Raw genomic sequence first — 25220 nt, 5'->3', positions numbered from 1 at the left:
ACCGGAGGACGTGGATGAGCAGTCTGGAAATTCCCTCGATGCGGTCGCAATGTTCCGAACAGGAATGGCAGGCAAGAGTTGATCTTGCAGCCTGTTACCGGCTGGTCGAGATCTATGGCATGTCCGACATGATGGCCAACCATATTTCCATGCGCGTTCCGGACGAGGACAACGCCTTTCTCATCAACGCCTACGGGATGATGTACGAGGAAATTACCGCCTCCAGCCTCGTCAAGATAGATCTGGATGGCAATGTGCTTTCCAGGCCCGATTTCGGCGAACTGAACTACGGCATCAACAAGGCCGGCTATGTCATTCACAGTGCCATACATGAGGCCCGCCACGATGTCGCCTGTATCATCCACACGCACAGCTGGGCTTCCATGGCGGTATCCGCGCTTGAGTGCGGCCTGTTGCCCATCACGCAGACGGCGATGCGCTTCCTGAAAATCGGCTATCACGACTATGTCGGCGTTGTGCTCAAGGATGAAGAGAAGGCCTCGCTCGTGGAGGACCTGGGGCAGGGCGAGGCGCTTATTCTGCGCAATCATGGGGCGCTGGTGGCCGGAAGGACGGTTGGAGAGGCTTTCAACTGGATGCATAGATTGGAACTTGCATGCCGCTCACAGGTGGCCGCCATGTCTTGCAACTCGCCGTTGCGCGCCGTGCCTTCCAGTGTGCTGGAAGACACATGGCGCAATTATCAGCCGGGAACACGGCGTCCCTACGGTTTGATGGAGTGGCCCGCGCTGCTGCGCAAACTCGACCGCATGGACCCTTCATACAGAACCTGATCGACTCACCCTGATCGATGGCCCGCGCATGGCTTCCCGCGGGCCGCCCTATACCGCAAGCTGCGTCTGGCGCTGCTTGCCGTCCGTGCCTGCGCTGATGCCGGCTGCTTCACAATAATTCAATACGGGAGACAAACATGCAAGGAAGAAATCCATTGAACATGCGCTGCCGGGCTGGGATCGTCGGCGCCGCGGGGCGCTTGGCGGCGGCCGCCGCCCTGGCATCCGCCTGTCTTGGCGCGACTGCGGCCACCGCCAATGCGGCGGACGACTATCCCAGCAAGCCGGTGAGGGTAGTCGTGGCGTTCTCGGCCGGCGGTACGACGGATATTCTTGCCCGGCTGGTCGCCGACCACATGAGCAAGGAGTTCGGACAATCTTTCGTGGTGGAAAACAAGCCGGGTGCGGGTGGCAACATCGGCACTGGGTATGTGGTGAACGCCAAGCCCGATGGCTATACGCTGATCGTGGATTCTGTCGGGCCCATTGCCATCAACCCGACACTTCATGATCTGCCCTATGATCCGCTGACCGACCTCGTTGCCATCGCCCAAGTCGCGGATGTGCCCAATGTATTGGTGGTCGCTCCCGAGCATCTGAAGGTCAAGGACATTCATGAGCTGGTAAAGAACATCAAGGCCAACCCAGGCAAGTATAACTTCAGTTCCACAGGCGTGGGCACATCCTCCCATTTGTCTGGCTACATGATGGGGAAGATGCAGGATCTGAAGATTACGCATATTCCCTACAAAGGTGCGGAAGCCCTCAATGACTTGCTGGCGGGCAGGGTGCAGTTCATGTTCGCCACAATCCCTTCTGTTCATTCATTGATCGAGGCCGGCCGGCTCAAGCCTCTGGCGGTTTCAAGCCCCCACCGTTCGCGCTCGCTGCCCGACGTGCCCACCATGGACGAGGCGGGCTTCAAGGGTTTTCGTGCAGGATCGTGGTTTGGTCTGTTTGCGCCCAAAGGGACGCCGGAAGCGGTTGTAAAGAAACTGCATGACAGCGTGAACCGCATCATCCAGATCCCCGAAGTGTCCAAGCAGATGGTGCAGCAGGGTGCGGATCCGGTGCCAGGCAGCTCGGAGCAGTTCAAGCATTTCATACAAGAGGAGCATGACCGCTGGAAGGCGGTGCTGATTGAGTCGGGCGCGGTCAAGTCACAGCAATAGCTCCGTCGATGACATCAATTCTTGTGACAAGCCAGGCGGCGGATCTGCTGCGCGCTCGCCTGTCGGAAATACCGGGTGGCGACGATGTGCGCCTGGTGACGTTCGGGCAGGCGGATGATCATGTGCTATCGCAAATACGCATGGCATTGGTCAGCCGGGATATCACAGGCACGTCGACGAAGTATGTGCATTCCGAGGCGCTGGCGCGTTTTTATGATGTGCTCCGTGCAGCAGGCGGGCTGCAGTGGGTGCACACGCACTCTGCGGGCTTGGACAGGCCGATTTTTGGAGAACTGCAGGCGCGTGGCGTGGCGGTGACGGCCTCTTCCGGTGCCAACGCGCAGGTCGTGGCGCATACGGCGGTGGGGGCGGTGCTGGCGCTGGCGCGACGCTTTCCACAGATGATGCGGCGCCAGGCACGCCATGAGTGGCGTTCACTGGCGGTGGGCGACATGCCGCCCGACCTGCCTGGCCAGACGGCAGCCATTGTGGGATGGGGGCCGATAGGACAGGGCATTGGCGCCTTGCTGTCGGCGCTGGGCGTGCGGATTGTCGTGGCTCGTCATAGCGGTGTGCCCGTCGCGCAGGCGGCGGCCACAACCACCTATGCGGACATGGCATCCATCCTGCGCGAGGCTCACTGGCTGATTATCGCGTGCCCGTTGGCGCCGGCGACCAACCGGTTGGTGGATGCCCATATGCTGGCCGCCCTGCCCGCCGGGGCCCATGTCGTCAATGTCGGGCGAGGAGAAATCCTGGTCGAGCGGGATTTGATCGCAGCATTGGATGGCGGCCACTTGGCAGGCGCCTTTCTCGACGTTTTCGAACAAGAGCCCCTGCCGGCGAATTCGCCGCTCTGGGACAGAGAGGATGTCATGATCACGCCGCACTCCGCCGGTCATGCGGCGGGAAACTACCAGCGTGTGCTGGATATCTTTCTGGAAAAGCTGGCGCACAGGCTGCAGCGCGAACGGGCGGCGGCAGGCCGGTCGCAGTGCTCCTGACGCTGGTCATTGAGCGGGCAGCAGTCAATCTCTCAGGAAGATGCGCGCCAGGCCCTCGGTGATGGATTCCTTGATCTGTGCCGTGCGCTGCGAGATATGGCTGCGCATACACGCTTCAGCGGCATCCGCGTCCTTGTCGCGCAGCGCCTGCAAGATGGCCGCGTGCTCGGCCTGGGTCTTGCCGCGGCCGATCTGTTCCATGTTGATCCAGCGCACAAACCGTATTCGCCCGTTCAGTTCGTTCAGGATGCGGCGCAGCTCATTGTTGCCGGACAGTTGCGCAAGCATATCGTGGAATTTCTCGTCGAGGCTGACCAGATCCAGTACGGGATAGTTTTCAGGAACGGTACGGCTTTCGGCGAGAAATGCCTCGATCTCGGCAATCTGCTCCGGCGTGGCCCGTTGCGACGCCAGCTTCAGGCATTCCACTTCGATTGCTTCGCGCGCTTCATAGACGTCCAGCATCTCCTTCAGGTTGAGCGGCCGTCTGATATAGCCGCGTCCCGACTCCTCAAGAAAGCCGTCACGCGCCAGCAGATGCAGCGCATCCCTGACGGGGGTCCGGCTGACCCCCAGCTTTTCCGCAAGTGCCACCTCGTTAAGCCGCTCCCCAGGCTTGATCTCATACAGAATGACCATGTCCCTGAGCTTCTCAAAAACCTGAGACGAGGTGCTGCGCCGTTTGGCGGGAACCGAAGCGGCAGGAACTCTCGCAGGCCGTGTCATGGAGCTGAAACCATATTTAAGTTGTGCATGAGAATGAAGCTACGTCAGCGCGGGGATGATTCCTTGCTGGCCAACATTGGCTGCCGCAGTTTAACGCGGCAGCCGGATATTGCAGAAAAAGCGTCGTGACTATGCCGGCGTTGCATAATTGGCGCGGCCAATGGCGACGAGCTTTCCTGCGTCGTCGTGTATTTCTACATCGGATACGCAGATTGTCTTGCCCAGCCGACACACGCGCCCTGTTGCGTGCAAGCGTGTATTGATGGCGGGCCGCAGATAATCCGTACGAAAATTGATGGTTGCAAGTGGCTTGCCCACCATCATCATGGCTACATACTGACCTACCGCATCTATGGCGGCGGAAATGATACCGCCATGGAACTGCCCACTGTCCGCCGTGCGCTCGAATTCTGGCCGCAAAGCCATCTCCATGGCTATCACCTGTTTTTCGTGATCGGCGGAAACAACCTTGAGCCCGAGAAAACTGTTGAAAGGCGATTTGTCGAGGCGCTCTTGCATGGCCTCCATGCTCATAGGTGTCGTCATGGCTTCACCACCACTTTGCCCATAACCTCACGGTCTTCGATAAGCCGCAGCGCTTCGCCCGCCTCGGACAGCGGCAATACCCTGTCCACCGGAACCTGCATTTTCCCTTCGGCGACGAGATTGAGCAGTGCGTCGAGATCTTCCCGCATCCAACCGTTGGAGCCCATGATATTGAGTTCAAAAGTCCAGATGAAGCGAAGGTCTGTCTGAGGATCGTAGCCCGCCGTTGCGCCGCAGGTCAGTACCCGCCCGCCGCGGCGCAGCGTACGCATGGATTTGACCCACGTATCGCCGCCCGTAAAGTTCACGGCCACATCCACGCCACCTTCGAAGCTGCGCCGATGAGGTTTCCCATACAGCTGATAGATTGCCTTGGCGAAATCCTCCTGAGCGTAATTGATGACATGGTCCGCACCGAGCTCCCGCAGTCTCTGGATTTTAGATTCGCTGCTGGCACAGGCCACCACTGCTGCACCTGCAATCTTTGCCAGTAAGACGCATCCCACGCCGACTCCGCCGCTGGCGCCGAGCACCAGTACTTTTTCTCCCTGGGAGACTTTGCCTATCGTGGCCATCATGCGATATGCAGTGCCGAATGCAACAGGCAGGCAGGCAGCCTGTTCGTCGCTGACATTGTCGGGTATGCGTATGAGCTGATGCGCGCGAGCACGACAGTACTCCGCCAGACCACCGTGCATGGTTTCTCCCATGAGGCCGCCCTCTTGACGGTTTATCGGATCGACCAGGACGCGATCGCCGATCTGCCATCCTTGCACACCGGGACCGACCTCTACAATCTCGCCCGCCACATCCAGTCCCATGATAATTGGGAAGGAGAGCTTGATGCCGGGCATGCCACGGCGTGTGAAAACATCGTGATAGTTGATGGAGGTGGCTGTCACTCTAATAATGACGTCCCCCTCCCCAGGCTTTGGATCGGGGAAGTGGCTCTCATACTGCAATACCTCTGGCCCTCCGTGACCGGATATGACTATGGCTTTCATCTGACTTTCTTGCTCCTTTGCTTGGGCTGGTACGTATAAAAACGTCCGCTGTTTTATCGGACTTGGTGCGCCGACGGGGCACTGCTCAGTTGTGCGGCTAGCGCCATGGATGCCTTACGATCGATTTTCTCGGTTCCGCTGATAGGCAGATGTTCCACAAAGTGCACCGAACGAGGGTGCTGATAAGCAGGCCCGTGCGCCAGGGCATACTGCTTTAATTGCTGTTCGTTCAGGTCTGCGCCTGAATGCTTGACCACCAGCGCGACTGGTTTGAAGCCCTTCAGCGGATCGGGCAAGGGCACCACGCAAGCCTGCAATACATCCGGATGCGTCAGTAGCAGCCGCTCCACGTCTCCAGGATAAATGTTCTCGCCCCCGCATACGAACATATCGTCGCTGCGGCCAACGAAGTAGTAAAAGCCATGATGATCGCGGCGCATGACATCGCGCGTGATGTAGTATCCGTCTTCTGTGGTGGCTGCCGCTGTCTGTTCTGGCAGTCCCAGGTAGCCCTCCATCATTGCGGGTGACTTTACCTGCAGCACGCCTTCGTCTGCATCCAGGTTCGCGCCATTTGCAAGGCGTATGCTGACTGCCGGGTGCGGATAGCCCAGAGACAGCTCGGGAGTGGGCAGGCTGTCGGGGTGTGTGCCGAACACGACTGAACCGATCTCGGTGGTACCGTAACCATTACTAATACGAGCGGCCGGAAACAGGCCATGCGCGTGATCAAGAATACGCTGCGTGAGCGGCTCGGAACCGAGCCTGACTGTACGCACACTGGTCAAGGCGCCAGGGAGATCGGCAACCAGTTGCCTGTCGATCATGGCAATCATGGTGGGAATGGCTGTCAGCCATGTGCATTGATAGTTGAAGATCGCCTGCACGTAATCCGCCGCAGAGAATCTGGGCATGAGCACCAATGTGGCATGCCCGGCCAAGGCAAGCTTAACGGTGTTCAAGGCATTCATGTGATAGAGCGGTGCCGCTACAAGAAAGCGTTCGGTTGCATACTGTGCAGCCTGGGTGCGCAGCCTGATCGTCCACAGATAGGCTGAATGACTTAACACGACGCCCTTGGGACGGCCTGTGGAGCCGGATGTGTAGATGATAACGGCAGGGTCATTATCGGCTACGGATGCGGCGATGCCGTCGCCGGCGGGTATGGGCGGGTCTGGCATGTCAGTATCCAGCGGGACAACGGGCACGCCGTCCGGACACATGCCGCGGCGCGCCGCGTCTGTCATGACGAGCGCTGCACCGCAGTCTCGAAGAATGTACGCGATCGTTGCGGGAGGCAGCCGGTAGTTCACGGGTACGGCTACCATGCCTGCGCACATGATGCCGAAGTAAGCAGCGAGGAAGTCCGCACTATTGGCCGCCAGTATTGCTATGCGGGAGCCACGATCCAGTCCATGGCGCGCAATGCCGCGAGCATGATTCTCGATGCGCTGGCGAAGAGCACCATAGGTGTAATACTGAACAGCGGATTCTCTGCTCAGGTCTATGATGGCAGTCTTGCTGTCGTCGGCCGTGGATGAGCACAGCATGCCCAGATTGCCGGAGGCGATCATCACGCGTCCTCCCAGCTCGCCAGGCCTGCGACGGCTTCGTTCATAAACTGCTGCCCATAGCGTATGGTGCTGCCACGCCATATTTCATCGACCGGGCAGAAGGCATCAAGCAGATCTGCCCTATGCATGTCTATGCGTTCCTGGCTGCCGCTGGCATGAAACTTCAGCCATAAATCGAGGCGCAGAATGCGTCGCATATGCCATCCGCGCGTTCCGAACTCGATCACGGCGCCGCATAGCGGCGTATCGCCAAGAAACTGCTGCAGGCCGAAGCAGAGCAGTCCTTGGTAGTTGGGTCGAGCCCTGCCGTGAGGCTGAGCGCCTTCTATGCGTTCTGCGCCCCACCAGCGTACGGCCTGCTGGCGCAGCGGACTTTCGGAATCATGAAAACATAGGAAGAAGGGCTCTCCGTATTCCCCGATGCCGGTATGCCAGTCTATGAAGCCAACTTTGCATGCTCCGGCGAGATGCTCTTCAACAATCTGTTCAAGAATTAGATTAGGCCATTCCCGCTGCGCGCCCCCGTAGTTCAGTCCATCGGCGTAATCGTACTGACCACGCGCAAGACAGTCGAACAGCGCGTCGCGCCCATGGGTGGATTCATATTCATCCATAGCCGCCTGGGCATTGCGCATACCTTCGGTTGACCATTCGGCCGGCAGCAGGCGGGCATGAAGTTGGTGATAGCCAGGATTGGCGGGCAAGGGCTTGGAGAAATCTATGAAATTACGGTTCAGGTCGACATTGTTCTCGGTGGTTCGGCTCAAGTTTGCAAACCCCCACGGGTTGATCGCGTGGATCATGACGACGGCGGTGTTGTCATCCAGCAGAGCCGGACCGCCGCTCTTCATCCAGGCAATCTGGACAGCCGAGCCGCAAAAGCCTTCAAGGCCGTGTGTGCCGCTGACAGCGACGAGCCGCCGCTGCGCATTCATGTTCCCGAAATAGGCGACGTCTGTCGCCAGCTTGTCGCTATTTGCATTCCCGGAGTAGGTATATAACGCAGCGCCCGCAGCCTGAGCGGCCGCGCGAAACTTCTCGCGAGCGCTGGGGTAGGTCAATGCATAGCAATCGTGAAATTCCATGAGTTATCCTTGAAGGCGCAGGTTTACTCGGTCTGGCCCATGGCGTTGTGCGTTTCGTCCCAGAACACCAGCTTTCGATGCAGGTAACGGATCAGCTGGGTTCCTGACAGGCCTATGGCTACCAGGCTTAGCAGGCAGGCGAACATTGTGGCAACGTCCATGTTGACGGAGGCGGCCTGTATCATGTAGCCCAAGCCCTGCGTGGACGATACGAATTCCGAGACCACGGCGCCAATCAACCCCAGCACCACCGATATTTGCAATCCTGCGAAAATATGCCCAGCAGCCGCTGGCAGCTTTACATTGAAGAAGATATGCGTACGGCTGGCTGAGAATACTTGCATCAGGTTCAGCATGGATGCATTTGTCTGGCGTATCCCCACCATGGTATTGATGAACATGGGAAAGAAGCTCATCAGGGCAACCATGACGACTTTGGATTCAATCCCGAAGCCAAACCAGACAAGGATGAGGGGAGCGATGGCAATCTTGGGCGTCGACTGCAGGGCAACAATATAGGGATATAAAAAGCGTTCGAAGGTACGGGACTCCGCAACCATCGTGCCGATAACGATCGCCAGGCCGCAACCCATTACATAGCCGATCACCGCACTCTTCAAGGTGAAGAAGAAATGCGGCCAGTATTGGCCATCGATATATCCAACCTTGAGCGCATGCAACACTGCGCCAGGTTCAGGCACGAGGTAATTGGGAACATTGAACACCTCGATGCTGGCTATCCATGCCGCGATCAGCGCCAGCGCGGTGAGGGCGGGATAGAGTATGGTTTTCATGATCTCTTGCATGATGGCCCCGCTCAGTTGAACTGCACCAGTTGGGAGAACAATGCGCGCAGCTCCGCACACAGTTCATTGAATTCCGGCGCAGCCAATGTTTCCACCGTGCGTGGCCGAGGCAGGTTCACCGAAATTTCACGAACGATGGTGCCCGGATGCGCGGACATCACCAGGATGCGGTCGGAGAGAAATACCGCTTCCGGAATACTATGAGTAATGAACAATGCGGATTTTCGGGTGGCCATCCAGATGCGCTGCAGTTCGATGCTCATGTGGTCGCGCGTCATGGTGTCCAGGGCGGAAAAGGGCTCATCCATCAGCAGCAGTGAAGGATCATGGATAAGCCCCCTTGCGATGCCCACGCGTTGCTGCATGCCGCCTGACAGTTCGTTAGGGTAATGGCTGGCATATTTTTCGAGACCCACCAGGCGCAGCAGGTCCATGGCCTTCTTTTTATATGCCGGTACGTCCATGCCCAGTGCGCGTACGGGTACTAGTACATTGTCCAGTACGTTTTTCCAGGGTAGTAGAGTGGGCTGTTGGAAGACAATGCCAACATCCCCTCGTGGCTGATCCACGGATGTACCACCCAGGCGCACCGAGCCCTTGGTGGGTTTCAGAAGGCCGCTGAAAACCTTGATGAGTGTTGATTTGCCGCAGCCGGAGGGCCCAACCACCGATACGAAGTCACTGCTGCCCAGACGCAGGGATACGTCTTGCATGGCAGTGATCGGGCCGTTGCTTGTCTTGTACACGACACTCAGCGCATCCGCCTCCAGCAAAGGCGTGGAGGCGGCCGGTGAAGACGGCACAGGCCCCGGGTCGATACTCTGTGTTGCCGCGGATAAATTTTCTCCATCCAATATGGCCGCCATAGCGTATGTCCTATTCCTTAGACTTGGCTGCTGCGACAACCGCATCGGCATCGAAGTCGTTAATGGATTTGACGAAATCGTTGGTGTAGAGCGTCTGGACGGGAACATCTGCAGTGGGAAGCTGGCCGCCCGCGTGTAGCAACTCGGCATAGTGCTTCCATGCTTCTTCTGTGTAGTAGCCCATTTCCTTCAAGCCTTCTGGAGGAATCATGGTTTTGAGGCGAACCTGCAGAACCTTGACCGCATCGTCAAGTTTTTCCTGCTCCGTTCCTTGTGCGGGCTTGGTGTTGGGATACAGCTTCCAGAAGTTCTTGACGCAGGCAACGGGATTTGCGTTGCATGCAATGACGCCTTTTGTGGCCGCTTTGCCAAAGGCAACCACCAAATCAGGCCTTTCCTTCAAGGTGTCATTGTGTGCAATCAGGCCACTGGAGAATAGTTCCCTGTATTTTTTCTCGAATGGCAGCCTTCTGAGTTTGGCTCCCCGGTTTTCCATTTGCGTGTGGAACGTATCGAACAGATTCAGTGCATCAATGCTGCCATCCTGAAGGGCTCGAAATGCCGTTGGTCCAACACCGACCGGAACCAGGGTGTAGTCCTTTTGCTGTGTGTAACCCAGATCCTTCAGCATGGTCTCGGTGACGAGCACATTTCCCCATGACATCGCGCCTACACCAATCTTCTTGCCTTTGAGGTCCTTGAGTGACTGAAGCGGGCTGTCGGCCGGCACCACAATTTCAAAGGGAGAAAGATAAATGCCGTTATAGAACATTTTGACGGGCAGAGGGTCCCGCTTCGGTTGAAGCGACACAACCAGCGGGTCGGGTGTGATCCAGCCAAAGGTGACATGCTTTTGCGCAATCTGCGGCAGCATGACCGCTGAGCCCTGGAAGAAGTTGATGCTTACATCCAGGCCTGCCTCCTTGAAATAACCCATTCCCACCGCCATCAAAGTCGGGGCGTTGGACAAGGAGATGTTCGTTGGGTAGGCGAATGATACTTTCTCCATGTCCGCAGCTTGGCTTATGCCGGCTGCGCTGACTAGCGCCGCGCCGATCAGGGCGGCAACTAGCTTCTTGCCGCGATGGCTCCGGGATTTTGTGTAATGCATGGTGCTTCCTCCTTTATGGGGGCATTTCGCTTGTCAGTCATGCCCATTTGTTTTCGCTTTGAATATGAGTCCCATATTGCCGGCGCTGCGTGGCGGAATGTGCAGCGCATCCCGTCTCTTTTCGTATTCGACGCGATTGCTCACCAGCAATGATTCCGTTTTAGCCAGGGAGGCGACTGAAACAATGGCGGCAGCAGGGAACGGCAACAGCGGCGGCGCAATCTGGTTGAACTCTCGGGCGATTGCCGAGGGTTCCAATAACTGCAGCGAACCCTGTGGCAGTTGGAATCGCAAGCCACCAGGAATCGGTGTCGGCCGTGTGCCGAAATAGCGCTTGTAGCGTGATGCGGTTTCGGCAATATTTTCCACGGCCAAGACCACTGCCTCCAGTGCAATGGCGCCGTTGGGATGAGTCAGGTAGCGGGGTTGCCATAGCAGCTCGGGCGTCTCTTGCCGCAAGCACATAACGAGGCCATCAGGCATCTCGTCGCGCGGCACTCGCACCTGTGTGAAGCGCGCAGTGCGCTGGCCTTCAGGTGTGTCGACATGGCGCCTGAGATCGCCCAAACGCGGCGTGAAGCCATTACGCCTCATGTGAGTCATGGCCTGCGATGGATCATCCACACCGTATGCCATGATGTGCATGCCTTCATAGCGTTTGAGCCCATTGGCTACGTCGCGAAGATCGCGTGCCGGGTCAACGATGCCTACAAGTTCGATATAGCCATCCGCCAGCATCGCGCAGCGGTTGGCCGTGCCGCGCAGAATGACTTCACCCGTTCCGGCTTCCGCGCTTGAATGCTGCGACAATGGCGTCAATAGGAACCCCAGGCGCGCGAACTGTTCGGCACTGTCGTCCAGAGACTGCACATAAAGGCCGATGTGATCCAGGCCGGTGATCCCGGGTCGCGCGGATGCGGGGAGCATTGTCATTTAGCCCATCCACTGGCTGACGGGCGCGGCCGCGTCCTGCAGCGGTTGCGTGATGATATCCACCAGCGCGGGGCCGCCGTATTCGATGGCCGCTTTCAGCACCGCATCCAGCTGTGCGGGATCTTCGACGCGCCAGGCACGTACGCCATAGGCCTCGGCTACTTTGGCATGATCGGTGCGGCCGAAGTCCACCGAGAAGTAGCGCTTGTCGTAGCCGGCCTTCTGGCTGGCCTTGATCCATCCGAAAACGCTGTTCGACAGCACAATCATCAGCAGCGGCACCTTGCGGCGCACGATGGTCTCGAGTTCGCCCGCTGTAAAGCCGAAGCTGCCGTCGCCCATTACCGAAACAACCCGTGTGTCGGGCCTGCCGAAGGCGGCGCCTATGCCCGCGGACATTGAAAAACCCAGAGCGCCATGTGCGCGGTTGGTAATGAAATACCGACCTGAGCGCGACTGGCTGAAATAGGCCGAAAAATAAGGGCAGGGCGTGCCGGGGTCGGCCACCACGACGGCATTGTCAGGCAGCAGGCGATTGAGCGCATCGACCACGCGCTCGGGTTTGATCGGCGCCTCGCTTGACGCTGCAAGCGGTTCGAGTGCGGCCAGCTTCAGGCTGCGCGCCTGAGCGGCGATCCTGGCGCCGTCGGCCGCATCAGCCGGGCGGTCCGCAATGCGTTCCTTTACTTCTGTCACCAGCGATTGCAGCGCCAGCAAAGCATCGCCCACCATGCCCACCTCGGTGCAGTAATTTGCGCCGACGACCATGGGGTCGGAATCGATATGCAGGATGGTGATGTCGGCTGAAGGAAAACGCCAGTGTTCTGTCGAAGTGGAGCCCGCCCGGCAGCCAATAAACAATACCAGGTCCGCGCCGGCGATCACGTCCCGGGTGGCTATGATGCCGCCGTTCGAACCGACCACGCCGGCGTTCAACGGGTGGGTATCCGCGAGACTGCCCTGGCCGCTGACTGTGGTGCAGACGGGCGCACGCAGTGTTTCGGCTAATTCTCCCAGCGCATCGCAGGCGCCGGCGATGACGACGCCGCCGCCGCACACAATGACCGGAGATCGAGCGGCCACCAGCCGTTGTGCCGCGCGGGAGACGTCGGCGGGATCCGGCGCGGACCGCATGGCGGGAAATCTGTCGTGACCGGGCTGAGCCCAGACATCTTTTTCGTTGACCTCGTGCTGCTGTACATCGTGGGGCAGGCATATGTGCGCCGTTCCCGGCCGCCCGGTTGTCATGGCGCGAAAGGCAGCCCGGAATACGCCGGGAATCTGGTCCGCCCTGTCTATGGTTGCGTTCCATTTGGTCAGCGGGCGATAGAGGCTTTGCTGATCCAGTTCCGTCAGCGGGTATTTTCCGCGCGAACCCACTGAGACATCAGAGGTGATGCCAAGCACCGCGATGGATGATTCATTGGCTTCCACCAGTCCGGGAAGCAGATAGGTTGCGCCGCCGCCGCTCGGACCCTCGCACACGCCCACCTTTCCCGTTACGCGGGCATAGGCGTCCGCCATATAGGCCGCGCTGCGCTCGTCCCGAGCCAGCACATGATCCATGCCGTGGTCCAGCCTGGCCAGCGCATCGTAGAAAGGCAGGCTGGTGTCGCCGCACAACCCGAAAATGTGTTTGACACCGTTAAGTTGCAGCATGCGCACAACGGCTTCGGCGCCATTCAGTTTTGTCATTTCCCGTCCTTGTCCAGTAGTAATGTCCACGCGAAGTCGAGCGTGCGGTCCCCGAGGTGTTGAAGGCCCGCCGGATGCCGTTCCGGATCGGGCTTATTCAATGTATACAAAGATACATGCAATATTGCATGCGATACAAGAGGGCAATTCCTGGGGATAACCCCATATATTTGCCGTGCCGCACTGAAACAGTTACGGCATGCCCGTCATCCAATGGGTAGAAATCGATGATGTTTTTCTTTTCTATTGGAGATATAAGCCATGCGCAGACTCGTTCTTCCATTCGCCGCAGCCGCGGCGCTTGCACTGAGCCCATTGATGGCGGACGCCCACGATGGCGCCCACGCGGCAACAGCGGCCAAGGCGCCGCCGGCCGCGCCATACAAGGCTGTAAGCGCACTGGTCAAACTGCCCGACTTCATACCGGGCATGGGCCAGTTGTTTGTCGATCCGGCAACACTGCCGGCCGGCCCCTTTCTTGCTTACGATCGCAAGGGCAAACTCGTCAGCACGATCTATATGCTGCCTCTTTCAGAAATGAAGCCAGGCATGGATCTCGATAACCTGGCGTCCCCGGGCGGCGCGGTGGATCATGTTGACGTGGTTTACAACGCAGGCCACCCGGGCGTGGAGGAACCGCATATTCATGTGGTGCTGTGGCATGTGCCGGTTGACGAAGAGGCCAGGGTGGCAAAATGACGACCCGCCCAGACAACGTGCCCGGCATGGCAGCGCGTCGGGTTGTACCGACCAGCTTGCGTCGCCGCCTTCTCCTGCAAGGTGGCGGGCTGTGCGCTTTGGCTGCGTTGGCGGGCCAGCGCTTGGCCCTGGCGGCCGATGCCATTGACATCGACATGGCCGGCACCGCCAATGGGGCCGAAGTGTGGTTTCGGCCCCGTGGCCTGCTCGTGCCGCTTGGGCAGACGGTCCGGTGGGTCAATCGCGATACAGGGAACGTCCATACCGCCACTGCCTACCATCCGGACAATGGCAAGCCGCTGCGGATTCCGCACGGTGCGCTTGCCTGGGACTCGGATTACCTGATGCCGGGGCAGTCGTTCTCGTATACATTCCGTGTGCCCGGCGTCTACGATTACTTCTGCAAGCCCCATGAGCATGCGGGCATGGTCGGGCGCATCGTTGTGCAGGCGCCCGATTCCGGGGCCCGGGCCCAGCGCAACGCAAACGATGCGCAATTGCCCAGGGCGGCGCGCGATGCTTTCGTGGATGTGGCCCGCATCCTTGAGGAAGGGCGGGTGGACTGAAACCAGCGGGTGCAGGCTTTAGTTTCAGTGCCCATGCCGGCTTGCGGCCAGCCGTGCAAGCACATTGTGCACAATGGCGTCGCAACGGAGGCCGTCGAAAGAGAAAGCCTCCCTGCTGCGCAGCTCGATCTCTTTGCCCAGCGCCGCCTGCAGCAGGCCTCTGGCCCGGAAGAAGCGGGTCCGCACGGTGGCTTCAGGCATGTCCAGGGCTTGCGCAACTTCGAGCGTCGACATGTCCTCCACTGCACGCAGCAGAAACACGCTGCGATATCCGGCGGGTAGCGCATCGATGTGGTGTTCGATAAGGTGCCGCAATTCCGAGCGCCAGAGCTGGGCATCGGGCGCGTCCTGGGCACGTTCGGGCGTTTGCATGAGGTCTTCGCTCCTGTTCACGACGTCCCTGGCCATATTGGCCAGGAGGGCTTCCTGGCGCGTCTTTTGCCGCAGCCGCATCAAGGCCTCGTTGACGGCGATGCGCGTCAGCCAGGTGGACAGGCGCGCCTGGGCGCGAAACTGCCCCATGTTGCAGTAGGCCTTCCAATACGCTTCCTGTACGGCTTCCTGCGCGTCGGCATCGTTCTTGAGAATGCTGCGGGCCGCGCGGTACAGGCGCTGGTTGTATCGGCGCATCATGGTTTCGAAGGCATGCGCGTCGCCAGCGGCGACCTGCCGGACCAGTTCATATTCGCATTCGTCCGCTCGGCGAGACTCGGGGGCTACCGCATGCATATACATGACTCCACATGTTGCTCATTTCCACATGCATTAGATGCCGCCGGCCGTGCTTGCGTTTCAGGCCTTGTCGTGCCGGTTGCCTAGCGCCTGGGCAAATAGCGCAGCGCATCCACCGCCTTGCCCTGGTAGCGGACCTCGAAGTACAGCCCAACCTGATTGCTTGCGCTGCTGCCCATGGCTGCGATCCTCTGGCCTTGCTTGACACGCTGCCCCTCCTTGACGTCGAGAGACTGGTTATGCGCGTACACGGTCAGGAATCCGGATGCGTGATCCACGATGACCAGATTGCCGTACCCGCGCAAGGCGTCTCCTGCGTAGACGACCTTGCCGTCGGCGACGGCCTTGATGGGGGTGCCGGCGCGGTTGGTAATGACGATTCCGTGCGGACTGGGCTTCTTTGCCCGGGCATCCACGCTGCCGTCCGCCGGCCAGATCATGTCGATGGCGTTGGCGGGGCGAGGCAGGACGGGGGAGGGTGCGCTTGTACTGGTGCTGCTGCTGCTCGAGGTGGCAGAAGCGCCGCCTGTGCCCACCTTCAGGACCTGGCCCACCCGCAGCACGTTGGCGTTGCGAATGTCGTTCATGCGCATCAGCGAATGCACTGTCTGGCCATGTTCGCGCGCGATCTGAGTTAGCGTGTCGCCGGACTGTACGCGGTAGTATCCGGGCCCCACCTTTTGCGTGGTGCCGCAGGCCGCCAGCAGGCAGAGCATGGCGCCAAGCAACAATAGCCATGTGAGTCGCGTTGTGCGGTGCGCCAGCGCGGCGACGGGGCCGGGAATGACTGAAAAAGATACGGTACAGACGGAGTTCGGGCCGGACATCATGGTGCAAGGGTAGCAGGATTTCGAGCACTGCGCAGGCGGCGGCGAGGGCTCGCATACAGGCGGAAATTACATATACATATAACAACAGGCGATTATGCGGACGACGAGTGTGGCACATTGACAGCACTTCGGTTAGGGGATTACCCCATAAATCCCCCAGTCGTATCGGCGTGTAAGCATTTCGTCAGTTTTTATGGATATTGTTACGCGGCTGTGCCGTTACCCGGCACCCGCTCCGCGGTCTGCCGCCTTGCCCTTCCCACACGGATATGGCACAGCGTAGATCAAGCATGGATTCCATAAGGAGGAACAATACTCATGCAGCGACGCTCATTTTTGAAGAATGCCGCCCTGGGTGCGGCCGCCGGAGGTGCAACGCTGGCTGCGCCTGTTTTCGCGCAGGATGCTCCCACCCTCTCCTGGCGCCTTGCGTCCAGTTTTCCGCGTAGCGCCGATGCGATATACAGCGGCGGCGAGAATCTGGCCAAATATGTGTCGGAAGCCACAGGTGGAAAGTTTTCGATTCGTGCCTTTCCCGCGGGTGAGATCGTGCCGGCGCTGGCTGTGCTGGACAGCGTGCAGAACGGCACCGTTGAGGCCGGCCATACGGCTTCCTACTATTACTTTGGTAAGGATCCTGCTCTGTGCTTTGACAGCGCCGTGCCCTTTGGCCTGAATACACGCCAGATGAATGCATGGGTCAACCATGGCGGCGGCATGGATTTGCTGCGGGCCATGTACAAGAAGTACAACATCGTCAATTTCCCCTGCGGCTACACCGGCACGCAGATGGGCGGCTGGTTCCGCAAGGAAATCAAGACGGTAGCGGATCTGGACGGGCTCAAGTTCCGCTGCAGCGCCTTTGCGGGCGAGGTGCTTTCCCGCCTGGGCGTGGTGCCCCAGCAGATTGCGGGCGGGGATATCTATCCGTCGCTTGAAAAAGGCACCATCGACGCCGCCGAATGGATAGGACCATACGACGATGAGAAGCAGGGCTTTCATCGGGTGGCGCCCTACTACTATTTTCCGGGATGGTGGGAAGGCACGCTGCAGGTGTCTCTCTATCTCAACCAGGATAAGTTCAACGCCTTGCCCAAGAGCTATCAGAACGTTCTGGCCCAGGCCAGCGCCATGGCCACGAACCAGATGATTGCGACGTATGACGCCGAGAATCCCAAGGCGCTCAAGCGGCTCATTGGCGAGGGTGCCAAGCTGCGCGCCTTCCCCAAGGAGGTCATGGAAGCATCGTACAACGAGGCGAACAAGGTCTATGCGGAGATGTCCGCCAAGGATCCGCAGTTCAAGACGCTGCTCGACAGCTTCATGTCTTTCCGCAACGAAACCGTACCTTGGCTGCGTGTCGGCGAAGGCAGCTTCGACCAGTTCATGGCTGCGGTAACACGCAAGTAGTAGCCTGCCTCCCTGTGCCCACTGCGTCTCTGTACGCGGTGGGCACATGCAATTTGCCTTTTTCCTGTGCCGGCGGCACAAGTCCATTATGAAATTCCTGCTCGCCCTGTCGCGCTGGATCGACGCCGTGAACCGGCGCGTCGGTCAAGCGGTTACCTGGCTGATCCTGATTGTGGTCGTCATCAGCGCAACCAACGCGGTCGTTCGCAAGCTTTTCAGCGTCAGCTCAAATGCTTGGCTTGAACTGCAATGGTATCTGTTCGGCGCCATCTTCCTGTTGTGCGCAGGCTATACGCTGCTCAAGAACGAGCATGTGCGCGTCGACGTGATTGCACAGCGGCTGTCTCGCCGCACGCAGATCAAGATCGAGATTTTCGGCATCCTCTTCTTCATGATGCCAGCCTGCCTGGTCATTGCCTATCTGTCCTGGTTCATGTTTGCGGATTCTTGGGTCACCCAGGAGATGTCCTCCAACTCCGGCGGACTCATACGCTGGCCGGCCAAGTTGTTGATTCCTGTCGGCTTCGCCCTGCTCATCGCCGCGGGTATTTCACACCTTATCAAGTGCATCGCTTTTCTGACGGGCGACGGGCCCGATCCAATGGACAAGCTGTCTGAGAAATCGGCCGAGGAATTGCTGGCCGAGGAGATTGCAAACGAGGCACGCGAACGCGAGGCGCGCAGCCAGCACGACGAACAAGACAAGGCGGGGCACTGACCATGGATTTCCTTCTGGCCAATATGGCGCCCATCATGTTCGCCACGCTGGTGGTGTTCCTGCTGCTGGGCTTTCCTGTCGCCTTCGCCCTGGCTGCGAACGGCATCTTCTACGGCTTGGTCGGCATTGAGCTGGGCCTGTTTCATCCATCGCTGTTCCAGGCGCTGCCCCAACGCATCTTTGGCATCATGGCCAACGACTCGTTGCTTGCGGTACCCTTCTTCACTTTCATGGGACTGATACTCGAGCGATCCGGCATGGCCGAGGATCTGCTCGAGACCATAGGCCAACTGTTCGGGCCACTGCGCGGAGGCCTGGCCATCGCAGTCGTGGTGGTTGGCGCCATGCTGGCTGCCACCACAGGCGTCGTGTCGGCATCGGTCATTTCCATGGGGCTGATTTCCCTGCCCATCATGCTGCGGTACGGCTACGACAGGCGGTTGGCGACGGGCGTCATTGCCGCCTCGGGCACCTTGTCGCAGATCATCCCGCCCTCACTGGTTCTGATCATTCTGGCCGATCAATTGGGGCGGTCCATCGGCGATATGTACCGGGGCGCCATTGTGCCGGGCTTCATGCTTTGCGGGGCCTACATTCTTTATGTGGTCGTCGTTTCCTGGGTCCGTCCGAAAATGGCGCCGGCGCTGCCCGAGGAAGCGCGCACGTTTGTCGAGCCCAATGGCGGGCGCGGTCTGCGTTCGTTGGCGGTGCTGATGCTCATTGCGCTGTCCGCCTCGCTGACATACCTGACGTTCTTCATGCGGGATGATGCGCCGGTGGACGAACGCATTGTATTGGGCATCCTGATCTGGGGTCTGGTGGCATTCGTACTGGCTTTGAGCAACAAGATCTTCAGGCTGAAGCTGCTGTCGCAGATCGCGGAGCGGGTTACGTTCGTGCTTATCCCGCCTCTTGCGCTGATCTTCCTGGTTCTGGGCACCATCTTCATCGGCGTGGCCACGCCAACAGAGGGCGGCGCGATGGGTGCCTGCGGCGCAATCATCATGGCGCTGCTGCGTCGCAGGTTGTCCCTGACGCTGCTGCGCCAGGCCATGGACACAACGGCAACACTGTCCTGCTTCGTGGTGTTCATCCTGATAGGCTCCACGGTGTTCAGCCTGAGCTTCCGGGGCGTCAACGGCGATCTGTGGGTCGAGCACCTGCTGATCGGATTGCCGGGCGGCGAACTGGGCTTCCTGATAGTCGTCAGCCTGCTGACCTTCGTGTTGGCCTTTTTCCTGGATTTCTTCGAGCTGTCATTTATCATCGTGCCACTGCTGGGGCCGGTCGCCGACAAAATGGGCATCGATTTGATCTGGTTCGGCGTGCTGCTTGCCGTGAACATGCAGACATCATTCATGCATCCGCCTTTCGGCTTCGCGCTGTTCTATCTGCGTTCGGTGGCGCCCAAGGAAGACTATCGGGACAAGATCACCGGAAAGATTGTCGCCAAGGTGACGACCGGCGACATCTATCGCGGATCGATACCGTTTATTCTCATCCAACTGGTCATGGTGGCCATCGTGTTGCTGGTGCCCTCAGTGGTCACGCATTACAAGGCGGGCCGGGACAAGGTCAATGTGGAATCGGTCACCATAGACCTGGGCAAGGCCTATGGGGCAGCTGGCGGCTATAACGCGGGACAGGGCCTATACAGCGATGTGCAGGTCGACCCCGTGCCGGGTGTCGGCGGGCAGGATGCGGCCGATGGCGGCACGTCGGACGAGGACTACAACAACCTGTTCAAATAGCCACGCATCCGCCGCGAGGGGCGTCGTTAGTGGGACTATCGGTAGTGGTGCCTGCGACCATGCCAGTCGCGGCGACCACCGCCGCGATCCCACCCCCGGCCGCGGCGATAGTCGCGGTCTTCGGTCAGGATATTGCCCAGCAGCCCGCCTGCAGCGGCGCCACCCAGGGTGTAGACGGGATTTCCGCCCGACACTACTGCGCCGGCCGCTGCGCCCAGGCCGGCACCCGCCATGGTATTGGTGGTGCGCCGATCATAGGTGGCGCAGCCCGCCAGGGTGGCGATGACGATTGCTATCAGGGCGGTGCGTGCGGTATGGCGATAGATCTTCATTTCATGCTCCTGCGTTTATATTGATGAACCCAGCATAGTCATCGGCGTGCGCCCGTGCAAAGCGAAATGGCGCCCTTGCAGCCTATTGAAATAATTGCCCGCCCGAACGCGTTTTTTGTAATGGTTCTGTATTGGTTCCGATGCAGTTGCGTAACATCTGTGACGCATTTTGATGCGGCTTCGCCACAAGCGATGGCATCCGTAGGGGCTGCTGTGCTGGGTGCGGCGTATGATGCTGGGGTTGCCCTCCGCCATGCCCTGGCCCTGTTCTCTTGCCACTGTGCAGCATGATCGCCGCCGCCATTTTCATCGTTACGCTTGTACTTGTCATCTGGCAGCCCAGGGGGCTGGGCGTGGGCTGGAGCGCCAGCGTCGGCGCTTTGCTGGCGCTGGTCTTCGGCGTCGTGCATATCGGCGATATCGCCACTGTGTGGCATATCGTCTGGAATGCGACGATCACGTTCGTGGCCATTATTGTCATCAGTATTCTGCTGGACGAGGCGGGCTTCTTCGCTTGGGCCGCCTTGCATGTGGGCCGCTGGGGAAGAGGTAACGGCCGGCGTCTCTTTGTCGCCGTCATTCTGCTGGGAGCGCTTGTATCGGCGGTTTTCACCAATGATGGCGCTGCCCTGATCCTTACGCCCATTGTCATGGCAATGTTGAACGCGTTGCGCTTGCGGCCGAGCACCATTCTGGCTTTTGTCATGGCAACCGGCTTCATTGCCGATGCCGCCAGCCTGCCTCTTGTTGTGTCCAACCTCGTCAACATCGTGACAGCAGATTATTTCAGCATCGGCTTTACGCGCTACGCTTCTGTCATGATCCCGGTCGACCTTGTCTCGGTCGGCGCGGCACTGTGCGTGCTCTATTTGTTTTTTCGGCGTGATATTCCGGCGCGCTATGACGTGTCTCTGCTGCGCCAGCCGTCGCGCGCGATCCGGGATCGGGCCACCTTCCTGGCGGGCTGGTGGGTGCTGGCGCTGCTCCTGGCCGGGTTCCTCGGGCTGGAGCGACTGGGCATTCCCGTTAGCTTGGTTGCCGTGGCGGGCGCCGCGGGGCTCACTGTCGTTGCGAGGCGCGGCTCGGCTGTGGACACGCGCAAGGTCCTGCGCGGCGCGCCATGGGGCATCGTGGTCTTTTCGCTTGGGATGTACCTGGTGGTGTACGGCCTGCGCAATGCGGGGCTTGCCGGGTATGTTGCCCAGTGGATGAATATCATGGCAGGTTGGGGCGTGTGGGGGGCTGCGCTGGGCACTGGGTTTCTCGCCGCCTTCCTGTCCTCGGCCATGAACAATCTGCCTGCCACGCTGCTTGGCACTTTGGCCATTGATGCGAGCCATGCCCACGGCCTCATTCGCGAGACCATGGTATTCGCCAATGTGATCGGCAACGATTTGGGGCCCAAAATCACGCCTATAGGCAGTCTGGCCACCTTGCTGTGGTTGCATGTGCTGCAAGGAAAAGGCGTGAGAATCAGTTGGGCTTATTACTTCCGTGTCGGCCTGATACTGACGCTCCCGGTATTGCTCTGCGCCTTGCTTGCATTGGTCCTGAGGCTGGGCTAGGCCGGCCCGCGCAGGCGGATTGGCAATCGTCAAGGCTTGTAAAGTTTTCCTTTCTTCATTCGACAAGACAGGGCGCGCACACTAATTTAAGCAAGCGCCCAAGCTGGGCGTTTCGCTTCCTTCGTTTACAGTCCCAGAAGATTTATGAGCCGCTATCCGCATTCTCCCGCTCACATCCTGCTTGTGGATGATGAGCCCGAGCAGTTGCGACTGCTGATGGAGATGCTCAGGGGGCACGGATACCGGCTGACTGTCGCATTTGACGGAATTCAGGGGCATGCGCGGGCACTGTCCGTTCTACCTGATCTTATTCTGTTGGACGTGCGCATGCCGGGCATGGACGGCTTTGCCGTCGCGCGGCTGCTCAAGGCCAATCCGGCTACGGAGCAGATTCCCATTCTATTCCTGTCTTCGTCCATCGACCTGGAAGACCGGCTGAAAGGCCTGAGGTCGGGTGCGGCGGACTACATCGTCAAACCGTTTCAGGCGGCGGAGATACTGGAAAGGGTGCGCATTCATCTGGAACTGACCAGCCATTGGGCGACGCGTCCCAGGGACGCCATGGAGGCCGATCTGGATGCACAATTCGTCGGGAGTGCGCCTGCTTGGCCTAACGGCGCGGCTGTGGAGCGAAGGGCGGATCATGCACTGCGTGCAGTGGATGGCCATGCGGCGAACGACAATGACATCAGCGCCGCCAGGGAGGGCAGGCGCCGCACCGCAGCCGGTTTGGCCACCCCGGGGGATCAGATAGTGGTGCGCGCCGCCAGCCGGATTGTTCTTGGGCAGCTCGACAACCCGCCTGGAACGGCCGAGCTTGCGAGCATGGTGAGCGTGTCGGAAAGGCGTCTGATGCGCGCATTTGACAACTGCCTTGACCAGAGCCTTTTCGAGTTCGTGCGCAGTGCGCGCATGCATAAGGCGGCACGGCTGCTTTCCCAGACAACACTCACGATTCTGGATGTGGCCGCGGAGGTAGGCTACTCAAGCGCGGCCAATTTCTCGACCGCATTCAAGGAATTCTGGGGCAAGACGCCCTCGGTATTCCGCAAAAACGCCCGGGCGGCGGAAGAAACTCGCTGAATCAAAAAGATGTGAAGATAAATCAAAAGATCCCCGCCGGAGGACGTGGAATCATGTGTCCATGCGTTTCTCAAGTTACAAAATCCTATGTATATGATGTTCTCGCAAAACGCCTGCAATGCGGGCGGCATTTATGGCATCGACGGTATTTATGGTCTCTCCACGGGAAGCCGTCTGGGCTATGGCGTGCCGGAAGCCAGGAATCTGGACGACGACTCGCTCGCGCGCGTGGCCAGAACCCTTGTGGCGCGGCACTTTGTGCGGCTAGGCGGCCTGGATGAGCTGGCCGCCATGCTCAACGTGGAGCGAAATGCGCTGGCCACTGCTTTTCACGCCAAATACGGCATGGCGGTGGATGCCTGCATCATGCGGGAAAAATTGAAGATGGCCCAGCGGCTGCTGGTCCAGACATCGCAGGGCCTTCCCGAAATCGCCAGGCGCCTGGGATTCAACCATCCCTCTGCATTCGCCACTTTCTTCCGTGAGCTGGTCGGTATTACGCCCTGGTCATTCAGGCAACTGCCTTATCCCGAGCAGATTGCGGCTATTGCCCAGTAGGTGCGTAGCGTTTGAAACACGCCAGTCTGTGGACAATCAAGAAAGACTTTACAAAATTTTGCTAATTGATGCTGATTTATCAAAGATATCAGCAGATTTATCAAAAGCCCGCTGAAAGACAACCTCCTAGCATGTTGAATGGATGATTTGGCGTAGCGTAACCATCAGCATTGGATGGTGCGCCTGCCAGGTCGTTCGTGATTGCAAATCTATTTATGGATTCAGTTCTTTTCTTTCTGGGCAAAACTTATGACCACAAAATTTGTACCTGTTCTAAAAAGCCTTGCGGCGGCGGCAGCCGTGGCGGCAATCTTTCCCATTGGCGCGCAGGCGGCGACCGGGACGGTGAAATTCCAGGGTGAGATTGTGCAGTCCACCTGCGATGTCACGACGGCCACCAAGGACCAGACAGTGGTGATCGGCACGTATCCGACCAGTCTGTTTGCCAATGTGGGTGACGTGTCTTCTTCCAAGGCTTTTCAGATTGGACTGCAGAATTGCGATGCCGGCACCTACACCATCCGGTTTGACGGCAACGCGCCTGCCGGCCACCCCGAATTGCTGGCGGTCAGCCAAGCGACGGGCGTCGGGATTGAAATCCTCGACAACAACGGCAAGGTATTTCCCATTGGGCAGGACGTCACCGATCCGGCGCTTGTGGAAGTGGCCGCCGACGGGACTGCAACCGTGGATCTGAAGGCGCGCTACAAGTCTTTTGCATCGACTGTCGGTGCCGGTGAGGCCAACGCGGACTCCACCTTCTCGATCGAGTACCGCTGATCGCCAGCCAAGGGGGCGAACTCGTCCTCTTGGCGGCTCATTTTTCAGTGCATTTTTGAGTGCATCGGGCAGGCGTTTCAAAGCCCCTTTGCCTACACGTGCTTTATTCCTCCAGATAGACACTTCCATGACTCAAAATCAAGTCCGCTTCAATGCGGTGGTGCGGCTTTGCGTCGCGTTCTGGCTAGCAATCACAGGCTTGATGGTGTTCGGACAGGCCCGTGCGGCCGTCCATGTGCAGGCGACGCGTGTCATATATAGCGGCGACGATGCGTCCGCTTCCGTTGCGCTCCGGAACAACAGCACATTGCCCTATCTGGTGCAAACCTGGCTGGATACCGGCGATGCATCGTCCATGCCCGAGAACCTGCCCATGACGCTTACGCCTCCCCTGATGCGGCTGGCGCCCGGCGAAGAGGCGGTTGTGCGGGCCATATATTCCGGCTCGGGGCTTCCACAAGACAAAGAGTCGCTGTTCTGGATCAATATCCAGGAGATCCCGCCTGCATCGAGCGCCACGAATGCTTTGCAGATTGCCATTCGTACGCGCATCAAGCTGTTCTACAGGCCTTCTCAACTGAAGATGTCGCTCGACGAGGCGGCGCGCTCGCTGAAATGGCACATGGATGGCCCTTCGCTGATTATCCGAAACCCCAGTCCGCTGCATATCACTTTCGCCTATATCCAGAACAGACAGGCTGGCAAGGCTGAAGCGGCCAGCGCCATCGACATGATCAAGCCCGGAGAGACATTGGCAGTACCCGCAAGAGGCCTGGACCTGGGTAAGAGCGGTCAGCTTGCCTTTGGGTACATCAATGATTACGGGGGTGTGTCCGAGGTGAGGGACGCGCTGCTTGAGCGCAAATGACGGCTCAGGAGC

General features: G+C 59.2%; 26 protein-coding genes. 13 read left to right on the top strand and 13 right to left on the bottom strand.

Annotation, left to right across the window (positions count from 1 at the left end):
• The first annotated feature begins 14 nt into the window (after positions 1–14).
• The 3 genes from ERD78_RS10140 to ERD78_RS10130 all read left to right on the top strand — a co-directional run bounded on the left by ERD78_RS10140 (position 15) and on the right by ERD78_RS10130 (position 2970).
• Positions 15–794: a class II aldolase/adducin family protein gene (locus ERD78_RS10140; protein ID WP_245152424.1), complete on the top strand. Its 780-nt coding sequence runs from the start codon at positions 15–17 to the stop codon at positions 792–794.
• A gap of 137 nt (positions 795–931) precedes the next feature.
• The gene (locus tag ERD78_RS10135) at positions 932–1966 is read left to right on the top strand and encodes a Bug family tripartite tricarboxylate transporter substrate binding protein (protein ID WP_371734586.1); all 1035 of its coding nucleotides are present in this window, start codon (positions 932–934) and stop codon (positions 1964–1966) included.
• A gap of 8 nt (positions 1967–1974) precedes the next feature.
• A complete protein-coding gene (locus ERD78_RS10130) occupies positions 1975–2970 on the top strand; it encodes an NAD(P)-dependent oxidoreductase (protein ID WP_129969193.1) in 996 nt (331 codons plus the stop codon).
• A gap of 24 nt (positions 2971–2994) precedes the next feature.
• On the opposite strand, the gene ERD78_RS10125 is transcribed toward ERD78_RS10130, so the two are convergent.
• The 10 genes from ERD78_RS10125 to ERD78_RS10080 all read right to left on the bottom strand — a co-directional run bounded on the left by ERD78_RS10125 (position 2995) and on the right by ERD78_RS10080 (position 13316).
• A complete protein-coding gene (locus ERD78_RS10125) occupies positions 2995–3696 on the bottom strand; it encodes a GntR family transcriptional regulator (protein ID WP_129969192.1) in 702 nt (233 codons plus the stop codon).
• Positions 3697–3825: 129 nt separating this feature from the next.
• On the bottom strand, positions 3826–4242 hold the full coding sequence (locus ERD78_RS10120) for a PaaI family thioesterase (RefSeq protein WP_129969191.1): 417 nt from the start codon (positions 4240–4242) through the stop codon (positions 3826–3828).
• A complete protein-coding gene (locus tag ERD78_RS10115) occupies positions 4239–5246 on the bottom strand; it encodes a quinone oxidoreductase family protein (protein ID WP_129969190.1) in 1008 nt (335 codons plus the stop codon). Before ERD78_RS10115 ends, ERD78_RS10120 begins: the two co-directional genes overlap by 4 nt.
• Before the next feature lie 53 nt (positions 5247–5299).
• Positions 5300–6823 (bottom strand): class I adenylate-forming enzyme family protein, encoded by a 1524-nt coding sequence (locus ERD78_RS10110; protein WP_371734587.1) that lies wholly within the window; start codon positions 6821–6823, stop codon positions 5300–5302.
• Positions 6820–7905 (bottom strand): M14 family metallopeptidase, encoded by a 1086-nt coding sequence (locus tag ERD78_RS10105; protein ID WP_129969189.1) that lies wholly within the window; start codon positions 7903–7905, stop codon positions 6820–6822. Before ERD78_RS10105 ends, ERD78_RS10110 begins: the two co-directional genes overlap by 4 nt.
• Positions 7906–7928: 23 nt before the next feature.
• A complete protein-coding gene (locus ERD78_RS10100; protein WP_245152423.1) occupies positions 7929–8699 on the bottom strand; it encodes an ABC transporter permease in 771 nt (256 codons plus the stop codon).
• 23 nt (positions 8700–8722) lie between these two features.
• A complete protein-coding gene (locus ERD78_RS10095; RefSeq protein WP_129969187.1) occupies positions 8723–9577 on the bottom strand; it encodes an ABC transporter ATP-binding protein in 855 nt (284 codons plus the stop codon).
• Positions 9578–9587: 10 nt separating this feature from the next.
• The gene (locus ERD78_RS10090; protein WP_129969186.1) at positions 9588–10688 is read right to left on the bottom strand and encodes an ABC transporter substrate-binding protein; all 1101 of its coding nucleotides are present in this window, start codon (positions 10686–10688) and stop codon (positions 9588–9590) included.
• Positions 10689–10721: 33 nt separating this feature from the next.
• Positions 10722–11621 (bottom strand): VOC family protein, encoded by a 900-nt coding sequence (locus tag ERD78_RS10085; RefSeq protein ID WP_129969185.1) that lies wholly within the window; start codon positions 11619–11621, stop codon positions 10722–10724.
• Positions 11622–13316 (bottom strand): thiamine pyrophosphate-binding protein, encoded by a 1695-nt coding sequence (locus ERD78_RS10080; RefSeq protein WP_129969184.1) that lies wholly within the window; start codon positions 13314–13316, stop codon positions 11622–11624.
• Positions 13317–13577: 261 nt separating this feature from the next.
• On the opposite strand from ERD78_RS10080, the gene ERD78_RS10075 reads away from it, so the two are divergent.
• Both ERD78_RS10075 and ERD78_RS10070 read left to right on the top strand, forming a co-directional pair.
• Entirely contained in the window at positions 13578–14015 is a 438-nt protein-coding gene (locus tag ERD78_RS10075) for a DUF5602 domain-containing protein (protein WP_167668905.1), read from the top strand.
• Entirely contained in the window at positions 14012–14581 is a 570-nt protein-coding gene (locus ERD78_RS10070; protein WP_245152422.1) for a plastocyanin/azurin family copper-binding protein, read from the top strand. The genes ERD78_RS10075 and ERD78_RS10070 overlap by 4 nt, the downstream gene beginning before the upstream one ends.
• Positions 14582–14605: 24 nt before the next feature.
• On the opposite strand, the gene ERD78_RS10065 is transcribed toward ERD78_RS10070, so the two are convergent.
• Entirely contained in the window at positions 14606–15310 is a 705-nt protein-coding gene (locus tag ERD78_RS10065) for an RNA polymerase sigma factor (protein ID WP_129969183.1), read from the bottom strand.
• An 86-nt stretch (positions 15311–15396) separates the two neighbouring features.
• Positions 15397–16143 (bottom strand): peptidoglycan DD-metalloendopeptidase family protein, encoded by a 747-nt coding sequence (locus tag ERD78_RS10060; protein WP_245152421.1) that lies wholly within the window; start codon positions 16141–16143, stop codon positions 15397–15399.
• 318 nt (positions 16144–16461) lie between these two features.
• On the opposite strand from ERD78_RS10060, the gene ERD78_RS10055 reads away from it, so the two are divergent.
• The 3 genes from ERD78_RS10055 (at position 16462) to ERD78_RS10045 (ending at position 20022) form a co-directional block, all read left to right on the top strand.
• Positions 16462–17553, top strand: coding sequence for a TRAP transporter substrate-binding protein (locus ERD78_RS10055; RefSeq protein ID WP_129969182.1), 1092 nt, complete (start codon positions 16462–16464; stop codon positions 17551–17553).
• Between the two features lie 88 nt (positions 17554–17641).
• Complete coding sequence (locus tag ERD78_RS10050; protein WP_129969675.1) at positions 17642–18271, top strand: TRAP transporter small permease subunit; 630 nt, start codon at positions 17642–17644, stop codon at positions 18269–18271.
• Between the two features lie 2 nt (positions 18272–18273).
• The gene (locus tag ERD78_RS10045) at positions 18274–20022 is read left to right on the top strand and encodes a TRAP transporter large permease (RefSeq protein WP_129969181.1); all 1749 of its coding nucleotides are present in this window, start codon (positions 18274–18276) and stop codon (positions 20020–20022) included.
• A 35-nt stretch (positions 20023–20057) separates the two neighbouring features.
• On the opposite strand, the gene ERD78_RS10040 is transcribed toward ERD78_RS10045, so the two are convergent.
• Complete coding sequence (locus ERD78_RS10040; RefSeq protein ID WP_129969180.1) at positions 20058–20354, bottom strand: hypothetical protein; 297 nt, start codon at positions 20352–20354, stop codon at positions 20058–20060.
• Positions 20355–20641: 287 nt separating this feature from the next.
• Between ERD78_RS10040 and ERD78_RS10035 the strand changes: the two genes are divergently transcribed.
• The 5 genes from ERD78_RS10035 (at position 20642) to ERD78_RS10015 (ending at position 25208) form a co-directional block, all read left to right on the top strand.
• The gene (locus tag ERD78_RS10035) at positions 20642–21919 is read left to right on the top strand and encodes an arsenic transporter (RefSeq protein ID WP_129969179.1); all 1278 of its coding nucleotides are present in this window, start codon (positions 20642–20644) and stop codon (positions 21917–21919) included.
• A gap of 144 nt (positions 21920–22063) precedes the next feature.
• A complete protein-coding gene (locus ERD78_RS10030) occupies positions 22064–23002 on the top strand; it encodes a response regulator transcription factor (RefSeq protein WP_129969178.1) in 939 nt (312 codons plus the stop codon).
• Between the two features lie 93 nt (positions 23003–23095).
• Positions 23096–23560, top strand: coding sequence for a helix-turn-helix transcriptional regulator (locus tag ERD78_RS10025; RefSeq protein WP_167668904.1), 465 nt, complete (start codon positions 23096–23098; stop codon positions 23558–23560).
• A 249-nt stretch (positions 23561–23809) separates the two neighbouring features.
• The gene (locus ERD78_RS10020; protein WP_129969176.1) at positions 23810–24340 is read left to right on the top strand and encodes a fimbrial protein; all 531 of its coding nucleotides are present in this window, start codon (positions 23810–23812) and stop codon (positions 24338–24340) included.
• Between the two features lie 127 nt (positions 24341–24467).
• Positions 24468–25208: a fimbrial biogenesis chaperone gene (locus ERD78_RS10015; RefSeq protein ID WP_209019975.1), complete on the top strand. Its 741-nt coding sequence runs from the start codon at positions 24468–24470 to the stop codon at positions 25206–25208.
• Positions 25209–25220 lie beyond the last annotated feature (12 nt).

The sequence above is a fragment of the Allopusillimonas soli genome (genome assembly GCF_004153445.1).
In the GTDB taxonomy this organism is placed as follows: domain Bacteria; phylum Pseudomonadota; class Gammaproteobacteria; order Burkholderiales; family Burkholderiaceae_B; genus Allopusillimonas; species Allopusillimonas soli.
The sequence above is the reverse complement of the archived record's forward strand: the minus strand, read 5'-3'. Positions and strand labels throughout refer to the sequence as shown.